At 68.2% G+C, this 20,111-nt stretch carries 15 protein-coding genes; 14 read left to right on the top strand and 1 reads right to left on the bottom strand.

Going from position 1 to position 20,111, the window contains the following annotated elements:
- Position 1 precedes the first annotated feature (1 nt).
- The 3 genes from ACQ5DX_RS17820 to ACQ5DX_RS17810 all read left to right on the top strand — a co-directional run bounded on the left by ACQ5DX_RS17820 (position 2) and on the right by ACQ5DX_RS17810 (position 5,084).
- Positions 2 to 3,961, top strand: a complete 3,960-nt coding sequence (locus ACQ5DX_RS17820) for a DNA-directed RNA polymerase subunit beta' (protein ID WP_430333831.1) — start codon at positions 2 to 4, stop codon at positions 3,959 to 3,961.
- Between the two features lie 147 nt (positions 3,962 to 4,108).
- Positions 4,109 to 4,309 carry a hypothetical protein gene (locus ACQ5DX_RS17815; protein ID WP_430333830.1) on the top strand — a complete coding sequence of 67 codons (201 nt, stop codon included), beginning with the start codon at positions 4,109 to 4,111 and terminating at the stop codon, positions 4,307 to 4,309.
- Between the two features lie 121 nt (positions 4,310 to 4,430).
- The gene (locus ACQ5DX_RS17810; RefSeq protein ID WP_430333829.1) at positions 4,431 to 5,084 is read left to right on the top strand and encodes a pyridoxamine 5'-phosphate oxidase family protein; all 654 of its coding nucleotides are present in this window, start codon (positions 4,431 to 4,433) and stop codon (positions 5,082 to 5,084) included.
- Between the two features lie 30 nt (positions 5,085 to 5,114).
- Here ACQ5DX_RS17810 and ACQ5DX_RS17805 read toward each other — a convergent pair whose 3' ends face one another.
- A complete protein-coding gene (locus ACQ5DX_RS17805) occupies positions 5,115 to 5,918 on the bottom strand; it encodes an acyl-[acyl-carrier-protein] thioesterase (RefSeq protein ID WP_430333828.1) in 804 nt (267 codons plus the stop codon).
- A gap of 205 nt (positions 5,919 to 6,123) precedes the next feature.
- Between ACQ5DX_RS17805 and ACQ5DX_RS17800 the strand changes: the two genes are divergently transcribed.
- The 11 genes from ACQ5DX_RS17800 to ACQ5DX_RS17750 all read left to right on the top strand — a co-directional run bounded on the left by ACQ5DX_RS17800 (position 6,124) and on the right by ACQ5DX_RS17750 (position 20,101).
- Positions 6,124 to 7,818 (top strand): FAD-dependent oxidoreductase, encoded by a 1,695-nt coding sequence (locus tag ACQ5DX_RS17800; protein ID WP_430333827.1) that lies wholly within the window; start codon positions 6,124 to 6,126, stop codon positions 7,816 to 7,818.
- Between the two features lie 72 nt (positions 7,819 to 7,890).
- Positions 7,891 to 8,856, top strand: a complete 966-nt coding sequence (locus tag ACQ5DX_RS17795; RefSeq protein ID WP_430333826.1) for an NADPH:quinone oxidoreductase family protein — start codon at positions 7,891 to 7,893, stop codon at positions 8,854 to 8,856.
- 151 nt (positions 8,857 to 9,007) lie between these two features.
- Complete coding sequence (locus ACQ5DX_RS17790) at positions 9,008 to 9,478, top strand: MarR family winged helix-turn-helix transcriptional regulator (protein WP_430333825.1); 471 nt, start codon at positions 9,008 to 9,010, stop codon at positions 9,476 to 9,478.
- Positions 9,475 to 11,013 carry a DHA2 family efflux MFS transporter permease subunit gene (locus ACQ5DX_RS17785; RefSeq protein ID WP_430333824.1) on the top strand — a complete coding sequence of 513 codons (1,539 nt, stop codon included), beginning with the start codon at positions 9,475 to 9,477 and terminating at the stop codon, positions 11,011 to 11,013. Before ACQ5DX_RS17790 ends, ACQ5DX_RS17785 begins: the two co-directional genes overlap by 4 nt.
- A 162-nt stretch (positions 11,014 to 11,175) precedes the next feature.
- Positions 11,176 to 11,529, top strand: a complete 354-nt coding sequence (locus ACQ5DX_RS17780) for a hypothetical protein (protein ID WP_430333823.1) — start codon at positions 11,176 to 11,178, stop codon at positions 11,527 to 11,529.
- Positions 11,530 to 11,639: 110 nt separating this feature from the next.
- Positions 11,640 to 12,440, top strand: a complete 801-nt coding sequence (locus ACQ5DX_RS17775; protein WP_430333822.1) for a TIGR03084 family metal-binding protein — start codon at positions 11,640 to 11,642, stop codon at positions 12,438 to 12,440.
- Positions 12,437 to 14,185 (top strand): acyclic terpene utilization AtuA family protein, encoded by a 1,749-nt coding sequence (locus tag ACQ5DX_RS17770; RefSeq protein ID WP_430333821.1) that lies wholly within the window; start codon positions 12,437 to 12,439, stop codon positions 14,183 to 14,185. Before ACQ5DX_RS17775 ends, ACQ5DX_RS17770 begins: the two co-directional genes overlap by 4 nt.
- On the top strand, positions 14,182 to 15,330 hold the full coding sequence (locus ACQ5DX_RS17765; protein ID WP_430333820.1) for an acyl-CoA dehydrogenase family protein: 1,149 nt from the start codon (positions 14,182 to 14,184) through the stop codon (positions 15,328 to 15,330). Before ACQ5DX_RS17770 ends, ACQ5DX_RS17765 begins: the two co-directional genes overlap by 4 nt.
- Positions 15,327 to 16,925 carry an acyl-CoA carboxylase subunit beta gene (locus ACQ5DX_RS17760; protein ID WP_430333819.1) on the top strand — a complete coding sequence of 533 codons (1,599 nt, stop codon included), beginning with the start codon at positions 15,327 to 15,329 and terminating at the stop codon, positions 16,923 to 16,925. Before ACQ5DX_RS17765 ends, ACQ5DX_RS17760 begins: the two co-directional genes overlap by 4 nt.
- A gap of 9 nt (positions 16,926 to 16,934) precedes the next feature.
- Complete coding sequence (locus tag ACQ5DX_RS17755) at positions 16,935 to 18,941, top strand: acetyl/propionyl/methylcrotonyl-CoA carboxylase subunit alpha (protein WP_430333818.1); 2,007 nt, start codon at positions 16,935 to 16,937, stop codon at positions 18,939 to 18,941.
- Positions 18,938 to 20,101 (top strand): acyl-CoA dehydrogenase family protein, encoded by a 1,164-nt coding sequence (locus ACQ5DX_RS17750; protein ID WP_430333817.1) that lies wholly within the window; start codon positions 18,938 to 18,940, stop codon positions 20,099 to 20,101. Before ACQ5DX_RS17755 ends, ACQ5DX_RS17750 begins: the two co-directional genes overlap by 4 nt.
- Positions 20,102 to 20,111: the final 10 nt, after the last annotated feature.

Below are 20,111 nucleotides of genomic sequence, written 5' to 3'. Positions count from 1 at the left end.
CGTGCTCGACGTCAACTTCTTCGATGAACTCCGCATCGGTCTCGCGACCGCGGAGGACATCCGCAACTGGTCCTACGGTGAGGTCAAGAAGCCGGAGACCATCAACTACCGCACGCTCAAGCCCGAGAAGGACGGCCTCTTCTGCGAGAAGATCTTCGGCCCCACCCGGGACTGGGAGTGCTACTGCGGTAAGTACAAGCGTGTCCGCTTCAAGGGCATCATCTGTGAGCGCTGCGGCGTCGAGGTGACCCGCGCGAAGGTGCGTCGTGAGCGCATGGGCCACATCGAGCTCGCGGCCCCCGTCACGCACATCTGGTACTTCAAGGGTGTGCCGAGCCGCCTCGGCTACCTGCTGGACCTGGCTCCGAAGGATCTCGAGAAGATCATCTACTTCGCGGCTTACGTCATCGTCGGTGTCGACGAGGAGCTCCGCCACAACGAGCTCTCCACGCTCGAGGCCGAGATGGAGGTCGAGAAGAAGACCGTCGCCGACCAGCGCGACGCCGATCTCGAGGCCCGCGCCCAGAAGCTCGAAGCCGACATTGCCGAGCTCGAGGCCGAGGGTGCCAAGTCCGACGTCCGCCGCAAGGTCAAGGACGGCGGCGAGCGTGAGATGCGTCAGCTCCGTGACCGCGCCCAGCGTGAGCTGGACCGGCTCGAGGAGATCTGGAACACCTTCACCAAGCTGAGCGTCAAGCAGCTCATCGTCGACGAGTCGCTGTACCGCGAGCTGGTCGACCGCTACGGCGAGTACTTCACCGGCGCGATGGGCGCGGAGTCCATCCAGATCCTCATGCGGAACTTCGACATCGAGGCCGAGGCCGAGTCGCTGCGCGAGACCATCCGTAGTGGCAAGGGCCAGAAGAAGCTGCGTGCTCTCAAGCGCCTCAAGGTCGTGGCCGCGTTCCAGCAGTCGGGCAACTCGCCGATGGGCATGGTCCTCGACGCCGTTCCGGTGATCCCGCCGGAGCTGCGCCCGATGGTCCAGCTCGACGGTGGCCGTTTCGCGACGTCCGACCTCAACGACCTGTACCGCCGCGTCATCAACCGCAACAACCGCCTCAAGCGACTGATCGACCTCGGTGCCCCCGAGATCATCGTCAACAACGAGAAGCGGATGCTGCAGGAGTCCGTCGACGCGCTGTTCGACAACGGCCGTCGTGGCCGGCCCGTCACGGGCCCGGGCAACCGTCCGCTGAAGTCGCTGTCCGATCTGCTGAAGGGCAAGCAGGGCCGCTTCCGTCAGAACCTGCTCGGTAAGCGCGTCGATTACTCCGGTCGCTCCGTTATTGTGGTCGGCCCGCAGCTCAAGCTGCACCAGTGCGGTCTGCCGAAGCTCATGGCGCTCGAGCTGTTCAAGCCGTTCGTCATGAAGCGTCTGGTCGACCTCAACCACGCGCAGAACATCAAGTCCGCGAAGCGCATGGTCGAGCGTCAGCGCCCGCAGGTGTGGGATGTCCTCGAAGAGGTCATCAACGAGCACCCGGTGCTGCTGAACCGTGCACCTACGCTGCACCGCCTCGGCATCCAGGCGTTCGAGCCGCAGCTCGTCGAGGGTAAGGCCATCCAGCTGCACCCGCTCGTGTGTGAGGCCTTCAACGCCGACTTCGACGGTGACCAGATGGCCGTGCACCTGCCGCTGTCCGCGGAGGCGCAGGCCGAGGCCCGCATCCTGATGCTGTCGTCGAACAACATCCTGTCGCCGGCGTCGGGTCGTCCGCTCGCCATGCCGCGTCTGGACATGGTGACCGGTCTGTTCCACCTGACCCGTGAGGTCGAGGATGCGGTCGGCACATACCAGGCCGCCAACGACGGCCAGGCCGAGCAGGGCGTGTACTCGTCCCCGGCCGAGGCTCAGATGGCAGTCGACCGCGGTGTGCTGTCGGTGCAGGCGAACATCAAGGTGCGTCTGACGCATCAGCGTCCGCCGCGCGAGGTCGAGGCGGAGCTGTTCCCCGAGGGCTGGAACTACGGCGACGCCTGGACCACCCAGACCACGCTGGGCCGCGTCATGTTCAACGACCTGCTCCCGGCGGACTACCCGTTCATCAACGAGCAGATGCCGAAGAAGCGTCAGGCGACGATCATCAACGATCTCGCCGAGCGCTACCCGATGATCGTGGTCGCGCAGACCGTCGACAAGCTGAAGGACACCGGCTTCTACTGGGCCACCCGTTCCGGCGTGACGGTCTCGATCTCCGACGTCCTCGTGCCGCCGGAGAAGGCTCAGATCATGGAGCAGTTCGAGGCGCAGGCCGATCAGATCGAGAAGAAGTACCAGCGCGGCGCGCTCAACCACGCCGAGCGCAACAGTGCTCTCGTCAAGATCTGGTCCGAGGCCACCGACGAGGTCGGTAAGGCCATGGAGGCCCACTTCCCCGACGACAACCCGATCCCGATGATCGTGAAGTCCGGCGCGGCCGGCAACATGACTCAGGTTCGCTCGCTCGCCGGCATGAAGGGTCTGGTGACGAACCCGAAGGGTGAGTTCATCCCGCGTCCCATCAAGTCCTCCTTCAAGGAGGGCCTGACGGTTCTCGAGTACTTCATCAACACGCACGGTGCTCGTAAGGGTCTGGCTGATACCGCTCTCCGCACCGCCGACTCGGGTTACCTGACCCGTCGTCTGGTGGACGTCTCGCAGGACGTCATCGTCCGCGAGGTCGACTGCGGCACCGAGCGCGGCATCGTCACGCACATCGCGGAGAAGCAGGCCGACGGCTCGATCATCCGCGACGCGCACGTCGAGACCTCGACGTACGCTCGTACCCTCGCCGCGGACGCGGTCGACGAGAACGGCAACGTCATCGTCGAGCGTGGTCACGACCTGGGCGATCCGGCGATCGACGCGCTGCTCACGGCGGGTATCACGCAGGTCAAGGTCCGCTCGGTGCTCACCTGCACCACGGCGACCGGTGTGTGTGCCACCTGCTACGGCCGCTCGATGGCGACCGGCAAGCTCGTCGACATCGGCGAGGCCGTCGGTATCGTCGCCGCGCAGTCGATCGGTGAGCCCGGTACCCAGCTGACGATGCGTACGTTCCACCAGGGTGGTGCGGCCGGCGCGGCCGACATCACCGGTGGTCTGCCGCGTGTCCAGGAGCTGTTCGAGGCCCGCGTCCCGAAGGGCAAGGCGCCCATCGCGGACGTCTCCGGCCGGGTGCAGCTCGAGGACGGCGACCGCTTCTACAAGATCACCATCGTCCCGGACGACGGTGGCGAAGAGGTCGTCTACGACAAGCTCTCGAAGCGTCAGCGTCTGCGCGTGTTCAAGCACGACGACGGCACCGAGCGCCTGCTGGCGGACGGTGACCACGTGGACGTCGGTCAGCAGCTCATGGAAGGTGCTGCCGACCCGCACGAGGTGCTGCGTGTCATGGGCCCCCGTCAGGTGCAGATCCACCTCGTCAACGAGGTCCAGGAGGTGTACCGGAGCCAGGGTGTGTCGATCCACGACAAGCACATCGAGGTCATCGTGCGCCAGATGCTGCGTCGCGTCACGATCATCGACTCGGGCTCGACGGAGTTCCTGCCCGGCTCGCTGGTCGAGCGCGCGGAGTTCGAGGCGTCCAACCGTCGCGTCGTCGCCGAGGGTGGCGAGCCCGCGGCCGGCCGCCCGGTGCTGATGGGTATCACCAAGGCGTCGCTGGCGACCGACTCGTGGCTGTCGGCCGCGTCCTTCCAGGAGACCACTCGAGTGCTGACCGATGCGGCGATCAACTGCCGCTCGGACAAGCTGATCGGTCTGAAGGAGAACGTGATCATCGGCAAGCTGATCCCGGCCGGCACCGGCATCAACCGGTACCGGAACATCCAGGTTCAGCCCACCGAGGAGGCGCGCGCGGCTGCGTATGCGGTTCCGTCGTACGACGACCAGTACTACAGCCCGGAGGGCTTCGGCACCGGTACCGGCGCCGCTGTTCCGTTGGACGACTACGGTTTCGGCAGCGATTACCGCTAGTCGTAGCTACCGGTAACCGGTAGAACTGTCCGACACGAAGGTCCCGTCCCCACCAGGGGCGGGACCTTCGTGCATTCTGGATGGAGTACCACTGCGTATCCTGAAACCGAAGGCGATACCGGACTAATCGGATTATTCGGAGGCGAGATGGCTGGGAAGAAGATCGACCGGGTCAAGGCCCAGACCGCGGTCGAGGTCGTCCGCGAGAGCCCGACCATTGCACTCATCGTCGCGGCGCCGGCGATCGTCGTGTTCGGTGTTCTGTGGTGGCTCACCGGGTTCGGGACCGCGCTGCTGGTGACACTGATCGTCGCCGGTCTCGCCGTCGTAGCGAAAAAGGTGTTCTAGTGTCCTGAGTCTCCGAACCCTGGGTGGCGAGAATTTCCACCCAGGGTCGCTGGTGGCCGTCGGAAGTGGGCAGGAGCCTGGGAGGTGACAGCTCCACGGTTCTCGCGCAAGGAGAACGACGATGTCCACCGATGATCGAACCTCGACCGGACAGGCCATCTGCGAAACGGCGGCGGGTGGTACCTACGGCGAGCAGATGATGCAGGACGAGTTGGGTACATCTGCCCGCGCCGACCGCTTCTACGCCCGTCAGATGTGCACGCGACTGACCCCCGCGATGATCGAGTTCGTCGAGCGGATGGAGCTGCTGTTCATCGGCACCTCGGCGGCCGACGGCTCGTGCGACGTGTCGATGCGGGCCGGCCCGCCCGGCTTCGCGCACGTCTTCTCCGACGGGAAGATCGGTTACCCCGAGTATCAGGGCAACGGAGTCCTGGCCAGCCTCGGCAACATCGTCGAGAACCCGCACATCGGGATGTTCATGGCCGACTTCGCCACCGACCTGATCGGCCTGCACGTCAACGGCACTGCACGCATCGTGTCGGACGACGACGTCCGCCTCGCGCACCCCGATCTGCCGGCGGAGCGAGTGCGCGGACATCGTGCGGAACGTTGGGTCCTCGTCGATGTCGAGGAGGCGTACATCCACTGCCGCAGGCACATTCCGCGGATGACGCCGGTCGATCGAGGCCGCGAGTGGGGCGCGGACAATCCCGCGCGCAAGGGCGGCGACTATTTCGGCGTCGCCGCCGAGCGCGGTTTCGCGCGCCAGTAGCCGAAGCCTGCATTCGCGCGAGCCCGATCGCTACAACGTCTCGATCCTCGCGACCGCGCGCACCTCGCCCTCGACGAGGAACCACACCGAAAGCGACGTGTCGTCGGACCGAGTGCGGAGGTGGACGTGGTCGCGGGCGAAGATCGGGCTCAAGTGCTCGACGACGGCGCGGTACGGCGCCTCGTGCAGGTCGGGTCGGTCGGCCAGGCATTCCTCGACCGCATGCCAGTAGGTGGCGTTGTTGACGTGGTTGAACGGGTCGATGTCCGTGGTCCGCAGATGGAAAGTTCGGTCCGGGGTGGCGTCGTCCTCTTGATCGTCCTCGGCCGGCGCGGTCGTCGGCAGCCACGGCTTCCACCTGAGCCGGTGCTCGTCGGTGGTGCTCGCGAGGCTCTCGAGCAGGCCGTCGCTGATTCGCGCGGGCATGCCGGTCTCGGTGCCGATGTTGATCCAGAATCCTTCGGTCTCGATCAGGGCGCCCTCGTCGCCGGTCACCTGCACGCGCATCGCCGACCATCGGGTCGAGTGCGCGGCGCACCAGCGGCGTAGGCGGATCCGGTCGGGCCAGACTGCCGGTCGGAGCACGTCGATGACGGTGCGTCGGACGATCCACAGCGGATCGGTGTCGTCGAATCCGAACGCGGCGAGGTTGTCGCTGCCGATGTCCTGCAGGTAGCGGGCGATGCCGTCGAGCCGCAGGCGGTAGGCGCTGTCCACGTCCGCGGTGCGGATGGGTCGGGTGGTCTCGAAGCACCGGTCGGCCGGCGGGGGCGGCGCCAGGACATGCGGTGCGGTGACGATGTGCGTTGCGGGGACGATCTGCTCGGAGGCCACGGTGTTCCCTCGGTTCGGCGGTTGTCGCCAGCGATTGTGGCAGGTCGTGGACGAGCCGTCCCCGGATTCCGGGGACGATGCTTGTTTCGCCGCCGGGGTCCGAGTACAGTCCCGTAGCTGTAACTCAACGTCACATGAAGTCTGTCACATCGGTGGCTGCGGCGGGCGTCCATCACGCCCGGACGCGCGAAGGGCGGGAATCGAAATGGCCTACGTCATCACCCAGGCGTGCTGCAACGACGCGAGCTGCGTCTCGGCGTGTCCCGTGAACTGCATCCACCCGACGCCGGAGGAGCCGGAGTTCGCGACCACGGAGATGCTCTACATCGAGCCGCAGGCGTGCATCGACTGCGGCGCGTGCGTCGACGCGTGCCCCGTGAACGCGATCTTCCCCGAGGACCAGTTGACCGAGTCGCTGGAGCGGTACCGGGAGATCAATGCCGACTACTACGTGCGTCGCCCGCTGCAGCCGGGCTGGATTCCACTGACGCCCGCTGCGCCGCCGGTCCGCGACCTGGGCACGCTCCGCGTCGCGATCGTCGGCGCCGGACCGGCCGCGTGCTACGCCGCCGAGGAGTTGCTCAAGCGCTCCGACGTCGAGGTCGAGATGTTCGAGAAGCTGCCGACGCCGTGGGGGCTGGTCCGGGCGGGTGTCGCACCGGACCATCCGGGCACCAAGGTCGTGACCGAGATGTTCGACTGGTCCCTGGGGCGGGAGGCGTTCCAGTTTCACCTCAACGTCGAGGTGGGCAAGCATGTCAGCCACGCCGACCTGCTGAGCCATCATCACGCGGTGATCTATGCGGTGGGTGCGTCGAGCGACCGCGCGCTGGGGATCCCCGGCGAGGAGTTGCCCGGCAGCCACGCCGCGACCGAGTTCGTCGCCTGGTACAACGGGCACCCCGACTACGCGGACCGCACGTTCGACCTGTCGGGGGAGCGGGCCGTGATCGTCGGCAACGGAAACGTGGCGCTCGACGTCGCCCGCATCCTCACGATGGATCCCGACGACCTCGCGAAGACCGACATCGCCGACCATGCACTCGAGGCGTTGCGGCGCAGCAATATTCGCGAGGTGGTGCTGTTGGGTCGGCGCGGACCGGCGCAGGCCGCGTACACCAATCCCGAATTCCTGGCTCTCGGCGACCTGCCGGGCGTGGACGTCGTGATCGACCCGGCCGAAGTGGAACTCGACCCCGCATCGCGGGCGCTGATCGACAGCGCCGCCGCCGAGCCGGCGATGCTGATGAAGGTGCGTCTGGCGCAGGAGTTCGCGCAGCGCACGCCGACGGCCGGCAACAAGCGGATCGTGTTCCGCTACCTGTCGTCGCCGACCGAGGTCCTGGGCGCCGACCGGGCGGCGGGGCTGGCGGTCGTCGCCAACGAACTGGTCGAGGACGCATCCGGTGCGCTCGCCGCCGAGCCGACCGAGCGCACCGAGCACATCGAGGCCTCGCTGGTCCTCCGTTCGATCGGCTACCGAGGGCGGCCGCTCGCGGGAGTCCCGTTCGACGACCGCCGCGGGGTGATCCCGAACGACCGCGGTCGGGTCGTCGTCGGCGCGGGCGAACCGCTCGAGGGCGTGTATGTGACCGGGTGGATCAAGCGCGGCCCCAACGGCGTCATCGGCACCAACAAGGCGTGTGCGAAGGAGACGGTGGCAAAGATCGTCGAGGACTTCGAGGCGCGGCGGCTGCCGGCGCCCGCAGGAGGGCGCAAGGAACTGGGCAAGCTGCTGGCGAGTCGACAGCCCGAGCGGGTCTCGCGACGCGGTTGGGACGCGATCGATCGGGTGGAACGCAGCCGGGGCCTGGCCGCGGGGCGGCCGCGCGTGAAGATGACCGACACCGCGGAGATGGTGGCCGTCGGTCGCAGGCGCCGCGGGCTGTTCGGCGGGTAGCTTCCGGGTAGCGTCACGGCGAGGGCACCGCGTCCACCAGAGATGCCGGCCCGGCGGATTCGGAGGTGGGAAGTGCGCGCAGTGGTTGTCACGGAACTGGCGGGGCCGTCGGCGATGGTGGTGCGGGACGTGCCCGAACCGGACGCGACGGGTCTGGTCCTGATCGACGTGAAGGCCAGTGGGGTGTGTTTCCCGGACCTGCTGATCAGCTACGGCAAGTACCAGTTGCGTCCGGAACCGCCGTTCGTGCCGGGCACCGAGGTGGCGGGTGTCGTCGTCAGCGCCCCCGAGGGCAGCGGATTCGAGCCGGGACAGCGGGTGCTCGCGGTGTCGAGCCTCGGTGGCTACGCCGAGCGGGTCGCCGTGCATCCCGCGCTGGTACTGCCGATCCCGGACGAGTTGGGGTTCGACGAGGCGGCGTCGCTGATCATCAACTACCAGACCATGGAGTTCGCGCTGGGGCGCCGCGCCAAGTTGCAGCCGGGGGAGACCGTCGCGGTCCTCGGTGCGGCGGGCGGCGTCGGGACGTCGACGATCCAGTTGGCCAAGGCGCACGGTGCGCGGGTGATCGCGGTGGTGCGTCGTGACGGTGCCGACGACTTCCTGCGTGAGATCGGCGCCGACGACATCGTGCGGCTCACCGACGGTTGGGCGACGCGGGTGCGTGAGCTCACCGGGGGAGGCGGCGCGAACGTGGTGGTCGATCCGGTCGGAGGCGACGCGTTCGACGACGCGGTGCGGGCGCTCGCGCCGGAGGGCCGGTTGGTCGTGATCGGTTTCGCGGGCGGGGGCATCCCGTCCGTGAAGGTCAACCGGGTGCTGTTCCGGAACATCAGCATCGTCGGCGCGGCGTGGGGTGAGTTCCTGCGGCACGAGCCGTCGGCGCTCGCGGAGACGCATGCCGCGCTGGTGAAGCACGTTCGCGCCGGGCTGCGTCCGATCGTGAAGGCGCGGTATCCGCTGGCGTCGGCCGCCGACGCGCTTGCGGACCTCGAGGCCGGCCGAGTCCTCGGGAAGGCCGTGCTCGTACAGGAGTGAGTGTGTTCCTCATCACCTGACGCGTTCCTGCGCGGAAAATGTGTTGCTGCACGTCGGGGGCTCGTGGTGTCGTTGACGAGCCGCGAATTCGGGTGGGGACCGAGCATTCTTGCGTTGTTGCAATAGTTGCGCAGTCGCTACTATTTCCTTCGTGGCAGATGTGACTCCGAATGAGGTCTACGACGTGCTCGAGGAGTTCATCATGCGTCTTCTGGGCATGGGGGAGTCCGAGTCGATGGACACCCTCGTCGCGATGGACCTGTCGTTCTCTCAGGTTCGCGCGCTCTTCGTGCTGGCGCAGCACGGGGAGCCGATCGCGATCAACGAGGTCGCCGAGTGTCTTCGGATGTCGGTGGCCGCTGCCGGTCGGAACATCGACCAGTTGGTGTGTCAGGAGTTGGTACAGCGCCGTGAAGACCCCGACGATCGCCGGATCAAACGGGTCTCGCTGACGGAGTCCGGGCGAACCCTGGCCTCCCGTCATCTCGAGGACAAGCGTGACGAGCTCCGCGCGTTCGCAGGACGGCTGGATCAGCCGGATCGCAGGCGGTTGCTCGAGGCCCTTAAACCGATACTCGCAGGCGACGCCCTGCGGGTCCGAAGTCAGGAATTCTGTACATGACGACGCCCAACTCGCCGGCCGGACCCCAACCCGGGGCGCCCGAGTCGGACAAGATCGACGGCGCGGTCCTCAAGATCGCCTCCGTGGTGGTGCTCGGCGCCATCATGTCCATCCTCGACGTCACCGTGGTCAGCGTCGCGGTGCCGAAGTTCATCGAAACGTTCGACACGACCTATGCGGTTGTCGCCTGGACGATGACCGCCTACACGCTGGCGCTGGCCACCGTCATCCCGATCACGGGCTGGGCGGCCGACCGGTTCGGCACCAAGCGGCTGTACATGTCGGCCCTCGTGCTGTTCGTGATCGGTTCCGTGCTGTGTGCCTTTGCCTGGAACATCGAGACGCTCATCCTGTTCCGCGTGATCCAGGGCTTCGGTGGCGGCATGCTCATGCCGCTCGGTATGACGATCATGACCCGCGCGGCGGGTCCGGAGCGTGTCGGCCGGGTCATGGCTGTGCTCGGTATCCCGATGCTGCTGGGCCCGATCTGCGGTCCGATCCTGGGTGGCTGGCTGATCGACGCCGCCAGCTGGCACTGGATCTTCCTCATCAACCTGCCTGTCGGCATCGTCGCGCTGACGGCCGCGTTCAAGTTGCTGCCCAAGGACAATCCGAGCCCGTCGCAGGCATTCGACTTCGTCGGCATGCTGCTGCTCTCGCCCGGTCTGGCGCTGTTCCTGTTCGGTGTGTCGTCGATTCCGGAGACCGGCACCGTCGCCTCGGCCCGTGTCCTGGTCACGGCCGGTATCGGACTCGTGCTGATCATCGGATTCGTGTTCCACGCGCTCCGCAAGGATCATCCGTTGATCGACCTGCATCTGTTCAAGAACCGGCAGCTGACGGTCGCGGTGCTCACCACCTCGACGTTCATCGTCGCGTTCATGGGTGCGGGTCTGCTGTTCCCGAGCTACTTCATCCAGGTGCGCGGTGAGTCCACGCTGGCCGCGGGCCTGCTGCTCGCGCCGCAGGGTATCGGTGCGATGGTGACGATGCCGATCGCCGGCCGGCTGGTCGACAAGATCGGTCCGGGCAGGATCGTGCTGACGGGTCTGCCGCTGATCGCACTGGGCATGTTCTCCTTCACCCAGCTGTCCTCGGACTCGCCGTACTGGCTGCTGCTCGGCTCCCTGTTCGTGCAGGGTCTCGGCATGGGCTGCACCATGATGCCGCTGATGACGGCCGCCATGGTCACGCTGAAGAACGAGATGATCGCCCGCGGTTCCACGCTGATGAACATCGTCCAGCAGACCGCCGGTTCGATCGGTACCGCGACGATGTCCGTGATCCTGACGAACCAGCTCCTCGACCGCGGTCTCACGAACGAGACGGTCATGGCGCAGCACTTCGACCAGGTTGTGGCCTCGGAGCCCCCGGGCATGCCGGAACACATCCTGGGTGCGGCGGCCGAGGCCTTCGGCAACACGTTCACGGTCGCGTTCGTGCTCGTTCTGTGCACGCTGATCCCCGCGTTCTTCCTGCCGCGCCGGCGCACCACGCCGACGACCGAGGAAGTTCAGCCGGTGATGATGCACTGATATTCGGCACTCTTCGGAGTTCTCGGACAAAGGGCCCCCGTGCGATTCGTTCGCACGGGGGCCCTTCTGCATCGTTCGAGGTCACGTCGGCGCGTCGGCGCGATCTTGTCGGGGGCGGGTTCTATCGTCGCGACAGGAGCCTCGAGTAGGGAAGGGGCGATCATGGCTGAAGAGCCTGGCGTCGCGCACAACCCGGACAACACTTCGCACTGGCACTACTACGCGGTGGTCGGCACCACGGTCGACGGCGGTCACACCCTCGCCGAATTCGGTCCGCATGCCACCGCTCTCACAGCGCTGCAGGTCGCTGTCCAATCGGTCAACCACACCGCCTTCTCGATGTTCGAGCAGGGCGTCGCGGGAAATACGCTGGCCGATCCCGATCTGGTGGAGCGTCTTCCGGTCACGAACTTTGCGATCGAGCGGCAGCATGCGGTCACTCGCACGCCCGATTTCGGTTGGTCGCTGAGTGGCGGCCGGCGAGATTGGGGTGCAGCGACCGCGTTGAGCGCCTGACCTGGGCGGCAGCGGGTCTGCGTCGACGCGCGCCCGGAATAAACAAGCATGCATGCTTGATTTTTGCCCGACTCGATGTGATGCTGGTCTCAGCATTCGAGGAGGGGTATGTGGCTGACGTGAACAAGATCGTCGACGACCTTCGCGCCGAGGGGGAGGTGCTCGACGCCCTCGTCGCGGACCTGCCCGACGATCGGTGGGCGACACCGACACCCGCCGTGGGCTGGACCGTCGCGCATCAGATCGGTCATCTCGCGTGGACCGACCGGGCCGCCCTGATGGCGGCCACCGATCCGGACGCATTCGCCGCGCAGCTCACCGAGGCGTGGAAGAACCCGTACGGCTTCGTCGACGAGGGTGCCGAGGCGGAGGCGCGGCGTCCGCCGCGGGAACTGCTGGCCGACTGGCGCGAGGTCCGTGCCCGACTCGCGCAGGTGCTGCTCGACGTCCCGGCCGGCACCAAGTTGCCCTGGTACGGGCCGCCGATGAGCGCGGCCTCGATGGCGACCGCACGCCTGATGGAGACGTGGGCGCACGGGCGGGACGTCGCCGACGCGCTCGGTGCGTCGACCGAACCGACCGCGCGGCTGAAGCACATTGCGCGCCTGGGTGTTCGCACCCGCGACTTCGCGTACAGCGTCAACGAACTCACCCCACCGGCCGAGGAGTTCCGGGTGGAACTCACCGCGCCCGACGGCGCCGTCTGGGCGTGGGGGTCGGAGGACGCGACGCAACGGGTGAGCGGCCCGGCCGAGGACTTCTGCCTGCTCGTCACGCAGCGCCTGAATCGCGCGGACACCGCGCTGCGGGCGACGGGGGCCGACGCCGACCGGTGGCTCGACATCGCGCAGGCGTTCGCGGGCCCGCCCGGTACCGGCCGGGACTCGGCTCGGACGGAGGTGGCCCGATGACCGCGTCTTCGGCGCCGGTGCGGGTCGGCAACTGCTCCGGCTTCTACGGCGACCGCATCTCGGCGATGCGGGAGATGCTCGAGGGTGGCGAGCTCGACTACCTGACCGGCGACTACCTCGCCGAGCTCACGATGCTCATCCTCGGTCGGGACCGGATGAAGGATCCGTCGCGCGGCTACGCCAAGACGTTCCTGCGGCAGGCCGAGGACTGCCTCGGACTCGCGCTCGACCGCGGCGTGAAAATCGTGGCGAACGCCGGCGGCCTGAATCCGGCCGGGCTGGCCGACGCGTTGCGCGAGGTGAACGACCGGCTGGGGCTGAACGCGAGGATCGCGCACGTCGAGGGCGACGACCTGATCGCGCGGGTCGGCGAACTGGGCCTCGACCGCGACACCACACCGCTGACCGCCAACGCGTACCTCGGTGCGTGGGGGATCGTCGAGTGCCTGAACGCCGGCGCCGACGTGGTCGTCACCGGCCGGGTCACCGACGCCTCGGTGATCGTCGGGCCCGCTGCAGCGCACTTCGGCTGGGCGCGAGACGATTTCGACCGGCTCGCCGGTGCCGTGGTGGCCGGTCACGTGATCGAGTGCGGTACCCAGGCCACGGGCGGCAACTACTCGTGGTTCACCGAGATCCCCGACCTGACCCGCCCGGGCTTCCCGATCGCCGAGATCCACGACGACGGATCGTCGGTCATCACCAAGCATGCCGGGACCGGGGGAGCGGTCACCGTCGACACCGTCACCGCGCAGTTGCTGTACGAGATCACCGGCGGCCGCTACGCGAACCCCGACGTCACCGCCCGCATGGATTCGGTGGTGCTCTCCGACGCGGGCCCCGACCGCGTCCGCATCTCCGGCGTCACCGGCGAGGCCCCGCCGCCGCAGTACAAGGTGTCGCTCAACGCCCTCGCCGGATTCCGCAACGAGGCGACGTTCGTGCTCACCGGCCTCGACATCGAGGCCAAGGCCGAACTGGTTCGGCGGCAGATGGATTCGTGGCTCCAGGTGGAGCCGCAGGAACTCGACTGGACGCTCGCGCGCACCGACCACCCCGACGCCGACACCGAGGAGGCCGCGAGCGCGTTGCTGCGGTGCACGGTCAGGGACACCGACCCGAACGTCGTCGGTCGTGCGTTCTCGTCGGTGGCCGTCGAACTCGCCCTCGCGAGCTACCCCGGGTTCACGCTCACCGCACCGCCGTCGAGCGGACAGCCGTACGCGGTGTTCACCCCCGGCTACGTCGACGCCGGCCAGGTGCCGCACGTCGCGGTGCTGCCCGACGGAGGTCGCGTCGACATCGCACCGAGCGTCGTCACCCGCGCGCTCGAGGATGTCCCGGAGCCGCCGCTGCCGGAGCCGTCGATGTCGGACGACTCGGTGACCGTGCCGCTCGGATCCGTCGCGGCCGCCCGCAGCGGCGACAAGGGCGGCAACGCCAATGTCGGGGTGTGGGTGCGCACCGACGAGCAGTGGCGCTGGCTCGTCCACGCGCTCACCGTCGACGAGCTGAAGCGCATGCTGCCGGAGGCCAAGGGCCTGAACGTGACTCGTCACGTCCTGCCGCACCTGCGCGCCGTCAACTTCGTGATCGAGGGCATCCTCGGCCGCGGCGTCGCGTCGCAGGCCCGCTTCGACCCGCAGGCCAAGGGCCTCGGCGAGTGGCTGCGGTCCCGGCACCTCGAGATCCCCACCGATCTCGTTCCCGACTACGCCGACGAACTTCAGGAAGGACACGCATGAGTGTGTGGGACACCCCCGAGCGGCAACAGCTGCGCAAGACGGTCCGGGGTTTCGTCGAGCAGGAGATCCTTCCGAACCTGGGCGACTGGGAGCGTGACGGCGAGATCCCGCGGGAGTTGCACCGCAAGGCCGCCGCGCTCGGGCTGCTCGGTGCCGGCTTCTCGGAGGAGGTGGGCGGCGACGGCGGCGACCTGGTCGACGCCGTCCTGATCTGCGAGGAGATGCACCAGGCCGGGGCGTCCGGCGGGCTGTTCGCGTCGCTGTTCACGTGCGGGATCGCCCTGCCGCACCTGGTCGCCGCGGGCGACCCGCGGCAGATCGACCGGTGGGTGCGCCCCACCCTCGCGGGCGAGAAGATCGGGTCGCTCGCGATCACCGAACCGGGCGGCGGCTCCGACGTCGGGCACCTGCGGACCACCGCGGTGCGGGACGGTGACCACTACATCGTCAACGGCGCCAAGACGTTCATCACGTCCGCAGTCCGCGCCGACTTCGTGGTCACCGCGGTGCGCACCGGCGGTCCGGGTGCCGGCGGGGTGTCGCTGCTCGTGATCGAGAAGGGCACACCGGGTTTCGAGGTGGCGCGCAAGCTCGACAAGATGGGCTGGCGGGCGTCGGACACCGCGGAACTGGCGTTCGTCGACGCCCGGGTGCCGGTGGAAAACCTCGTCGGTGAGGAGAATTCGGGCTTCGTGCAGATCGCGCAGGCGTTCCTCACCGAACGCATCGCGCTGGCCGCGCAGGCGTACGCGAGCGCGCAGCGCTGCCTGGACCTGACGTTGCAGTGGTGCCGCGACCGCGAGACCTTCGGTCGGCCGCTGATCTCGCGGCAGGCGGTGCAGAACACCCTCACCGAGATGACGCGGCGCATCGACGTCGCCCGCGTCTACACCCGCACCCTCGTCGAACGCTCGCTCACGTCGAGCGAGGACTTCGTCGCCGAGGTGTGTTTCGCGAAGAACACTGCCGTCGAGGCCGGTGAATGGGTGGCGAACCAGGCCGTGCAGTTGTTCGGCGGCATGGGCTACATGGCGGAAAGCGAAGTGGAGAGGCAGTACCGGGACATGCGCATTCTGGGAATCGGGGGCGGGACCACGGAGATCCTGACCTCGTTGGCGGCCAAGCGATTGGGGTACCAGTCGTGACGACCCTGAAGTCCGCACTGGACACGAAATCGACGGAGTACGCGTCGGCGGTGGAGTCGATGACCGCCAAGCTCGCCGAGCTCGAGGTCGAGCACGCGAAGGCCCTGGCCGGTGGCGGCGAGAAGTACGTCGAGCGGCATCACAAGCGGGGCAAGCTGCTCGCGCGCGAGCGCATCGAACTGCTGCTCGACCCGGACTCGCCGTTGCTCGAACTGTCCCCGCTCGCCGCGTGGGGCACCGAATTCCCGGTGGGCGCGTCCACGATCGTCGGCATCGGGGTGATCAGCGGCGTCGAATGTCTCGTCGTCGCGAACGATCCGACGGTCCGGGGCGGCACGTCCAACCCGTGGACCCTCAAGAAGGGCTTCCGCGCCAACGACATCGCCGTGCAGAACCGACTGCCGGTGATCTCCCTCGTCGAATCCGGCGGCGCCGACCTGCCGACGCAGAAGGAGGTGTTCATCCCCGGCGGGCGGATGTTCCGCGACCTCACGCAGCTGTCGGCGGCCGGCATCCCCACCGTCGCGCTCGTGTTCGGCAACTCCACCGCCGGCGGCGCCTACATTCCCGGCATGTCCGACCACGTCGTGATGATCAAGGAACGGTCCAAGGTGTTCCTGGCCGGGCCGCCGCTGGTGAAGATGGCGACCGGCGAGGAGTCCGACGACGAATCCCTCGGTGGCGCCGAAATGCACGCCCGCAAGTCCGGCCTGGCCGACTACTTCGCCCTCGACGAGCAGGACGCCATCCGCATCGGCCGCAGCATCGTCCGACGCCTGAACTGGAAGAAGCAGGGACCGGCGCCGCGGGCCGAGGTGATCGAACCGCTCGAGGACCCCGAGGAACTGCTCGGCATCGTGCCGTCGGATCTGAAGATCCCGTTCGACCCGCGCGAGGTGATCGCCCGCATCGTCGACGGGTCCGACTTCGACGAGTTCAAGCCGATGTACGGATCGTCGCTCGTGACGGGCTGGGCCGAACTGCACGGCTACCCGATCGGCATCCTGGCCAACGCGCGCGGTGTCCTGTTCAGCGAGGAGTCGCAGAAGGCCACCCAGTTCATCCAGCTCGCGAACCGGTCGAACACGCCACTTCTGTTCCTGCACAACACCACCGGCTACATGGTGGGCAAGGAGTACGAGGAGGGCGGGATGATCAAGCACGGGTCGATGATGATCAACGCGGTCGCCAACTCGACCGTGCCGCACATCTCGATCCTGCTCGGCGCGTCGTACGGCGCCGGCCACTACGGCATGTGCGGGCGCGCGTTCGACCCGCGGTTCCTGTTCGCGTGGCCCAGTTCCAAGTCCGCGGTGATGGGCGGCGCCCAGCTCGCGGGCGTCATCTCGATCGTGGGCCGCGCCGCCGCCGAGGCGCGCGGGCAGGTGTTCGACGCCGAGGCCGACGCCGGGATGCGGGCCATGATCGAGAACCAGATCGAGGCCGAGTCGCTGCCGATGTTCCTCTCGGGGCGCCTGTACGACGACGGCGTCATCGACCCCCGCGACACCCGCACGGTGGTGGGGATGTGCCTGTCGGCCATCGCCACCGCCCCGATCGAGGGCACCGAGAACTTCGGCGTCTTCCGGATGTGAGTGAGACCTGTGACGACTACTGCGAGTAACTCCACCATCACGTCCGTCCTGGTCGCCAACCGCGGCGAGATCGCCCGCCGGGTGTTCGCGACGTGCCGGCGCACCGGTGTCGGCACCGTCGCGGTGTTCTCCGATCCGGACGCCGCGAGCCCGCACGTCGCCGCCGCGGACGCCGCGGTCCGGTTGCCGGGTGCGACGCCCGCCCAGACGTATCTGCGGGCGGACGCGATCGTCGCCGCCGCCCGTGCCGCGGGGGCCGACGCGATCCACCCCGGGTACGGATTCCTCTCGGAGAACGCCGATTTCGCGCAGGTCGTCGAGGCGGCCGGGATCACCTGGATCGGGCCGCCCGCCAAGGCGATCGCGCTGATGGGCTCGAAGGTCGAGTCCAAACGGATCATGGCCGAGGCCGGGGTTCCGGTCCTCGCCGAACTCGACCCCGCCGCGGTCACCGAGGCCGATCTCCCGGTGCTCGTGAAGGCGTCCGCCGGTGGCGGCGGCCGCGGCATGCGCGTGGTGCGCGAGTTGTCGGCGCTGCCCCACGAGATCGAGGCGGCCCGCCGTGAGGCGCAGTCCGCGTTCGGCGACCCGACGGTGTTCTGCGAGCGCTACCTCGAGACCGGACGGCACATCGAGGTCCAGGTGATGGCCGACCGGCACGGCACCGTGTGGGCCGTCGGTGAGCGCGAATGCTCGATCCAGCGCCGCCACCAGAAGGTGGTCGAGGAGGCGCCGTCGCCGCTCGTCGAACGCATCCCTGCCATGCGCGCTCGGCTGTTCGACGCGGCGCGACTTGCCGCGAACGCGATCGGCTACGAGGGCGCCGGCACCGTGGAGTTCCTCGCCGACGAGGAGGGGGACTTCTTCTTCCTGGAGATGAACACGCGTCTGCAGGTGGAGCACCCCGTCACCGAGTGCACCACCGGACTCGACCTCGTCGAACTGCAGTTGCAGGTCGCGGGCGGCGCCGCGCTGCCCGCCGAGCCGCCGGCGATCCGGGGGCACTCCATCGAGGTCCGGCTCTACGCCGAGGACCCCGCGCACGGATGGCGGCCGCAGAGCGGCACGATCGAGCGGATCGAACTGCCCGGCAACACAGTCGAGTTCGAGGTGCTCGACCGTACCGGGGTACGCCTGGACTCGGGTGTCCGGGACGGTTCGGTGGTGAGCGTCTTCTACGACCCGATGCTCGCCAAGGTCGTCTCGTACGCGCCCACCCGCGCGCAGGCCGCGCAGGTGCTCGCGTCGGCGCTGGCCCGCACCCGCCTGCACGGTCTGCAGACCAACCGCGACCTGCTCGTCAACGTCCTGCGGCACCCGGCGTTCCTCGCGGGCGACACCGACACCGCGTTCTTCGACACCCACGGACTCGACGTCCTGGCACGTCCTCTCGCCGATGCGGACGCCGAGAGGCTGTCGGCCCTCGCGGCCGCGGTCGCCGACGCCGCCGGCAACCGCGCCGCCGCGCCCGTGCTGGGCGGACTGCCGAGCGGCTGGCGGAACCTGTCGTCGCAGCCGCAGATCAAGCGGTACGCCGGGGTGCACGGCGAGCACGACGTCCGTTACCTGCTCACCCGGTCGGGCATGAGTGCCGAAGACTACGACGGGGTTTCGCTGGTCTCGTCCACACCGGACCAGGTGGTGCTCGACGTCGACGGGCTGCAGCGCCGGTTCGACGTCGCTCGCTACGGCGACCGCGTGTGCGTCGACTCGCCGCTCGGTCCGGTGACGCTCACCGCGCTCGCGCGCTTCGTCGACCCGTCGAGCGTCGTCGCGGAGGGCTCGCTGCTGGCGCCCATGCCGGGCGCGGTGATCAGGCTGGCGGCGGCGGTGGGTGATCACGTCGAGGCCGGCCAGCCGATCCTGTGGCTCGAGGCCATGAAGATGGAGCACACCGTCAAGGCGCCCACGTCCGGTGTGCTCACCGAACTACCCGTCGAGGTCGGCCGTCAGGTCGACGTCGGATCGATCCTGGCAATCGTCGAACCAATTGTGGCAGAAGGGGAAACCGCATGAGCAGCTTCATCGAGACGGAGGAGCAGAAGGAACTGCGCGCGGCGGTGTCCAAGCTCGCGCAGCGCTTCAACTACGTCGATTACGTCCTGCCCAAGGCGCGCAAGGGTGAACCGCTCACCGAACTGTGGAACGAGGCCGGCAAGCTCGGCTTCCTCGGCGTGAATCTGCCCGAGGAGTACGGCGGCGGGGGAGCGGGCATCTACGAACTCGCCCTGGTGCAGGAGGAACTCGCGGCGCAGGGCGCCGGGCTGCTGCTGGTCGTGGTCTCGCCTGCGATCTGCGGCACCATCATCGGCAAGTACGGCACCGACGCGCAGAAGCAGGAGTGGCTCCCCGCGCTGGCCGACGGGTCGAAGATCATGGCGTTCGGCATCACCGAACCCGACGCCGGTTCCAACTCGCACCAGATCACGACCACCGCACGCCGCGACGGCGAGGACTGGATCCTGCGGGGCAACAAGGTCTTCATCTCCGGGGTCGACCAGGCCGACGCGGTCCTGATCGTCGCGCGCACCGAGGACCACCGCACCGGCAAGCTGAAGCCGGCACTGTTCATCGTGCCCACCGACGCCCAGAACTTCGTCGCCACGCCGATGGAGATGGACATCGTCGAGCCCGATCACCAGTTCACGCTGTTCCTCGACGACGTGCGACTGCCGGCCGACGCGCTCGTCGGCTCCGAGGACGCGGCGCTGATGCAACTGTTCGCGGGCCTGAATCCCGAGCGCATCCTCGGTTCGGCGATGGCGATCGGGATGGGGCGCTGGGCGCTCGCGGCCGGTGTGAAGTACGCGAAGGAGCGCACGGTCTGGAAGACGCCCATCGGTACCCACCAGGGCCTCGCGCATCCCCTCGCGCAGTGCAAGATCGAACTCGAACTGGCGAAACTGATGATGCAGAAGGCGGCCGCGCTCTACGACAGCGGCGACGACTTCGGTGCAGCCGAGGCCGCGAACATGGCCAAGTACGCGGCCGCCGAGGCCAGCATCAAGACTCTCGACCAGGCGATCCAGACACACGGCGGCGCCGGGCTCACCAAGGAATACGGCCTGTCCGCGATGCTCGGGGCCGCCCGGATAGCCCGGGTGGCGCCGGTGAGCCGCGAGATGATCCTCAACTTCGTCGCCCAGCATTCGCTCGGCCTGCCCAAGTCCTACTGACGGTGGCCGA

The organism is Rhodococcus sp. ACT016 (assembly GCF_050477185.1).
Classification (GTDB): domain Bacteria; phylum Actinomycetota; class Actinomycetes; order Mycobacteriales; family Mycobacteriaceae; genus Prescottella.
The sequence above is the reverse complement of the archived record's forward strand: the minus strand, read 5'-3'. Positions and strand labels throughout refer to the sequence as shown.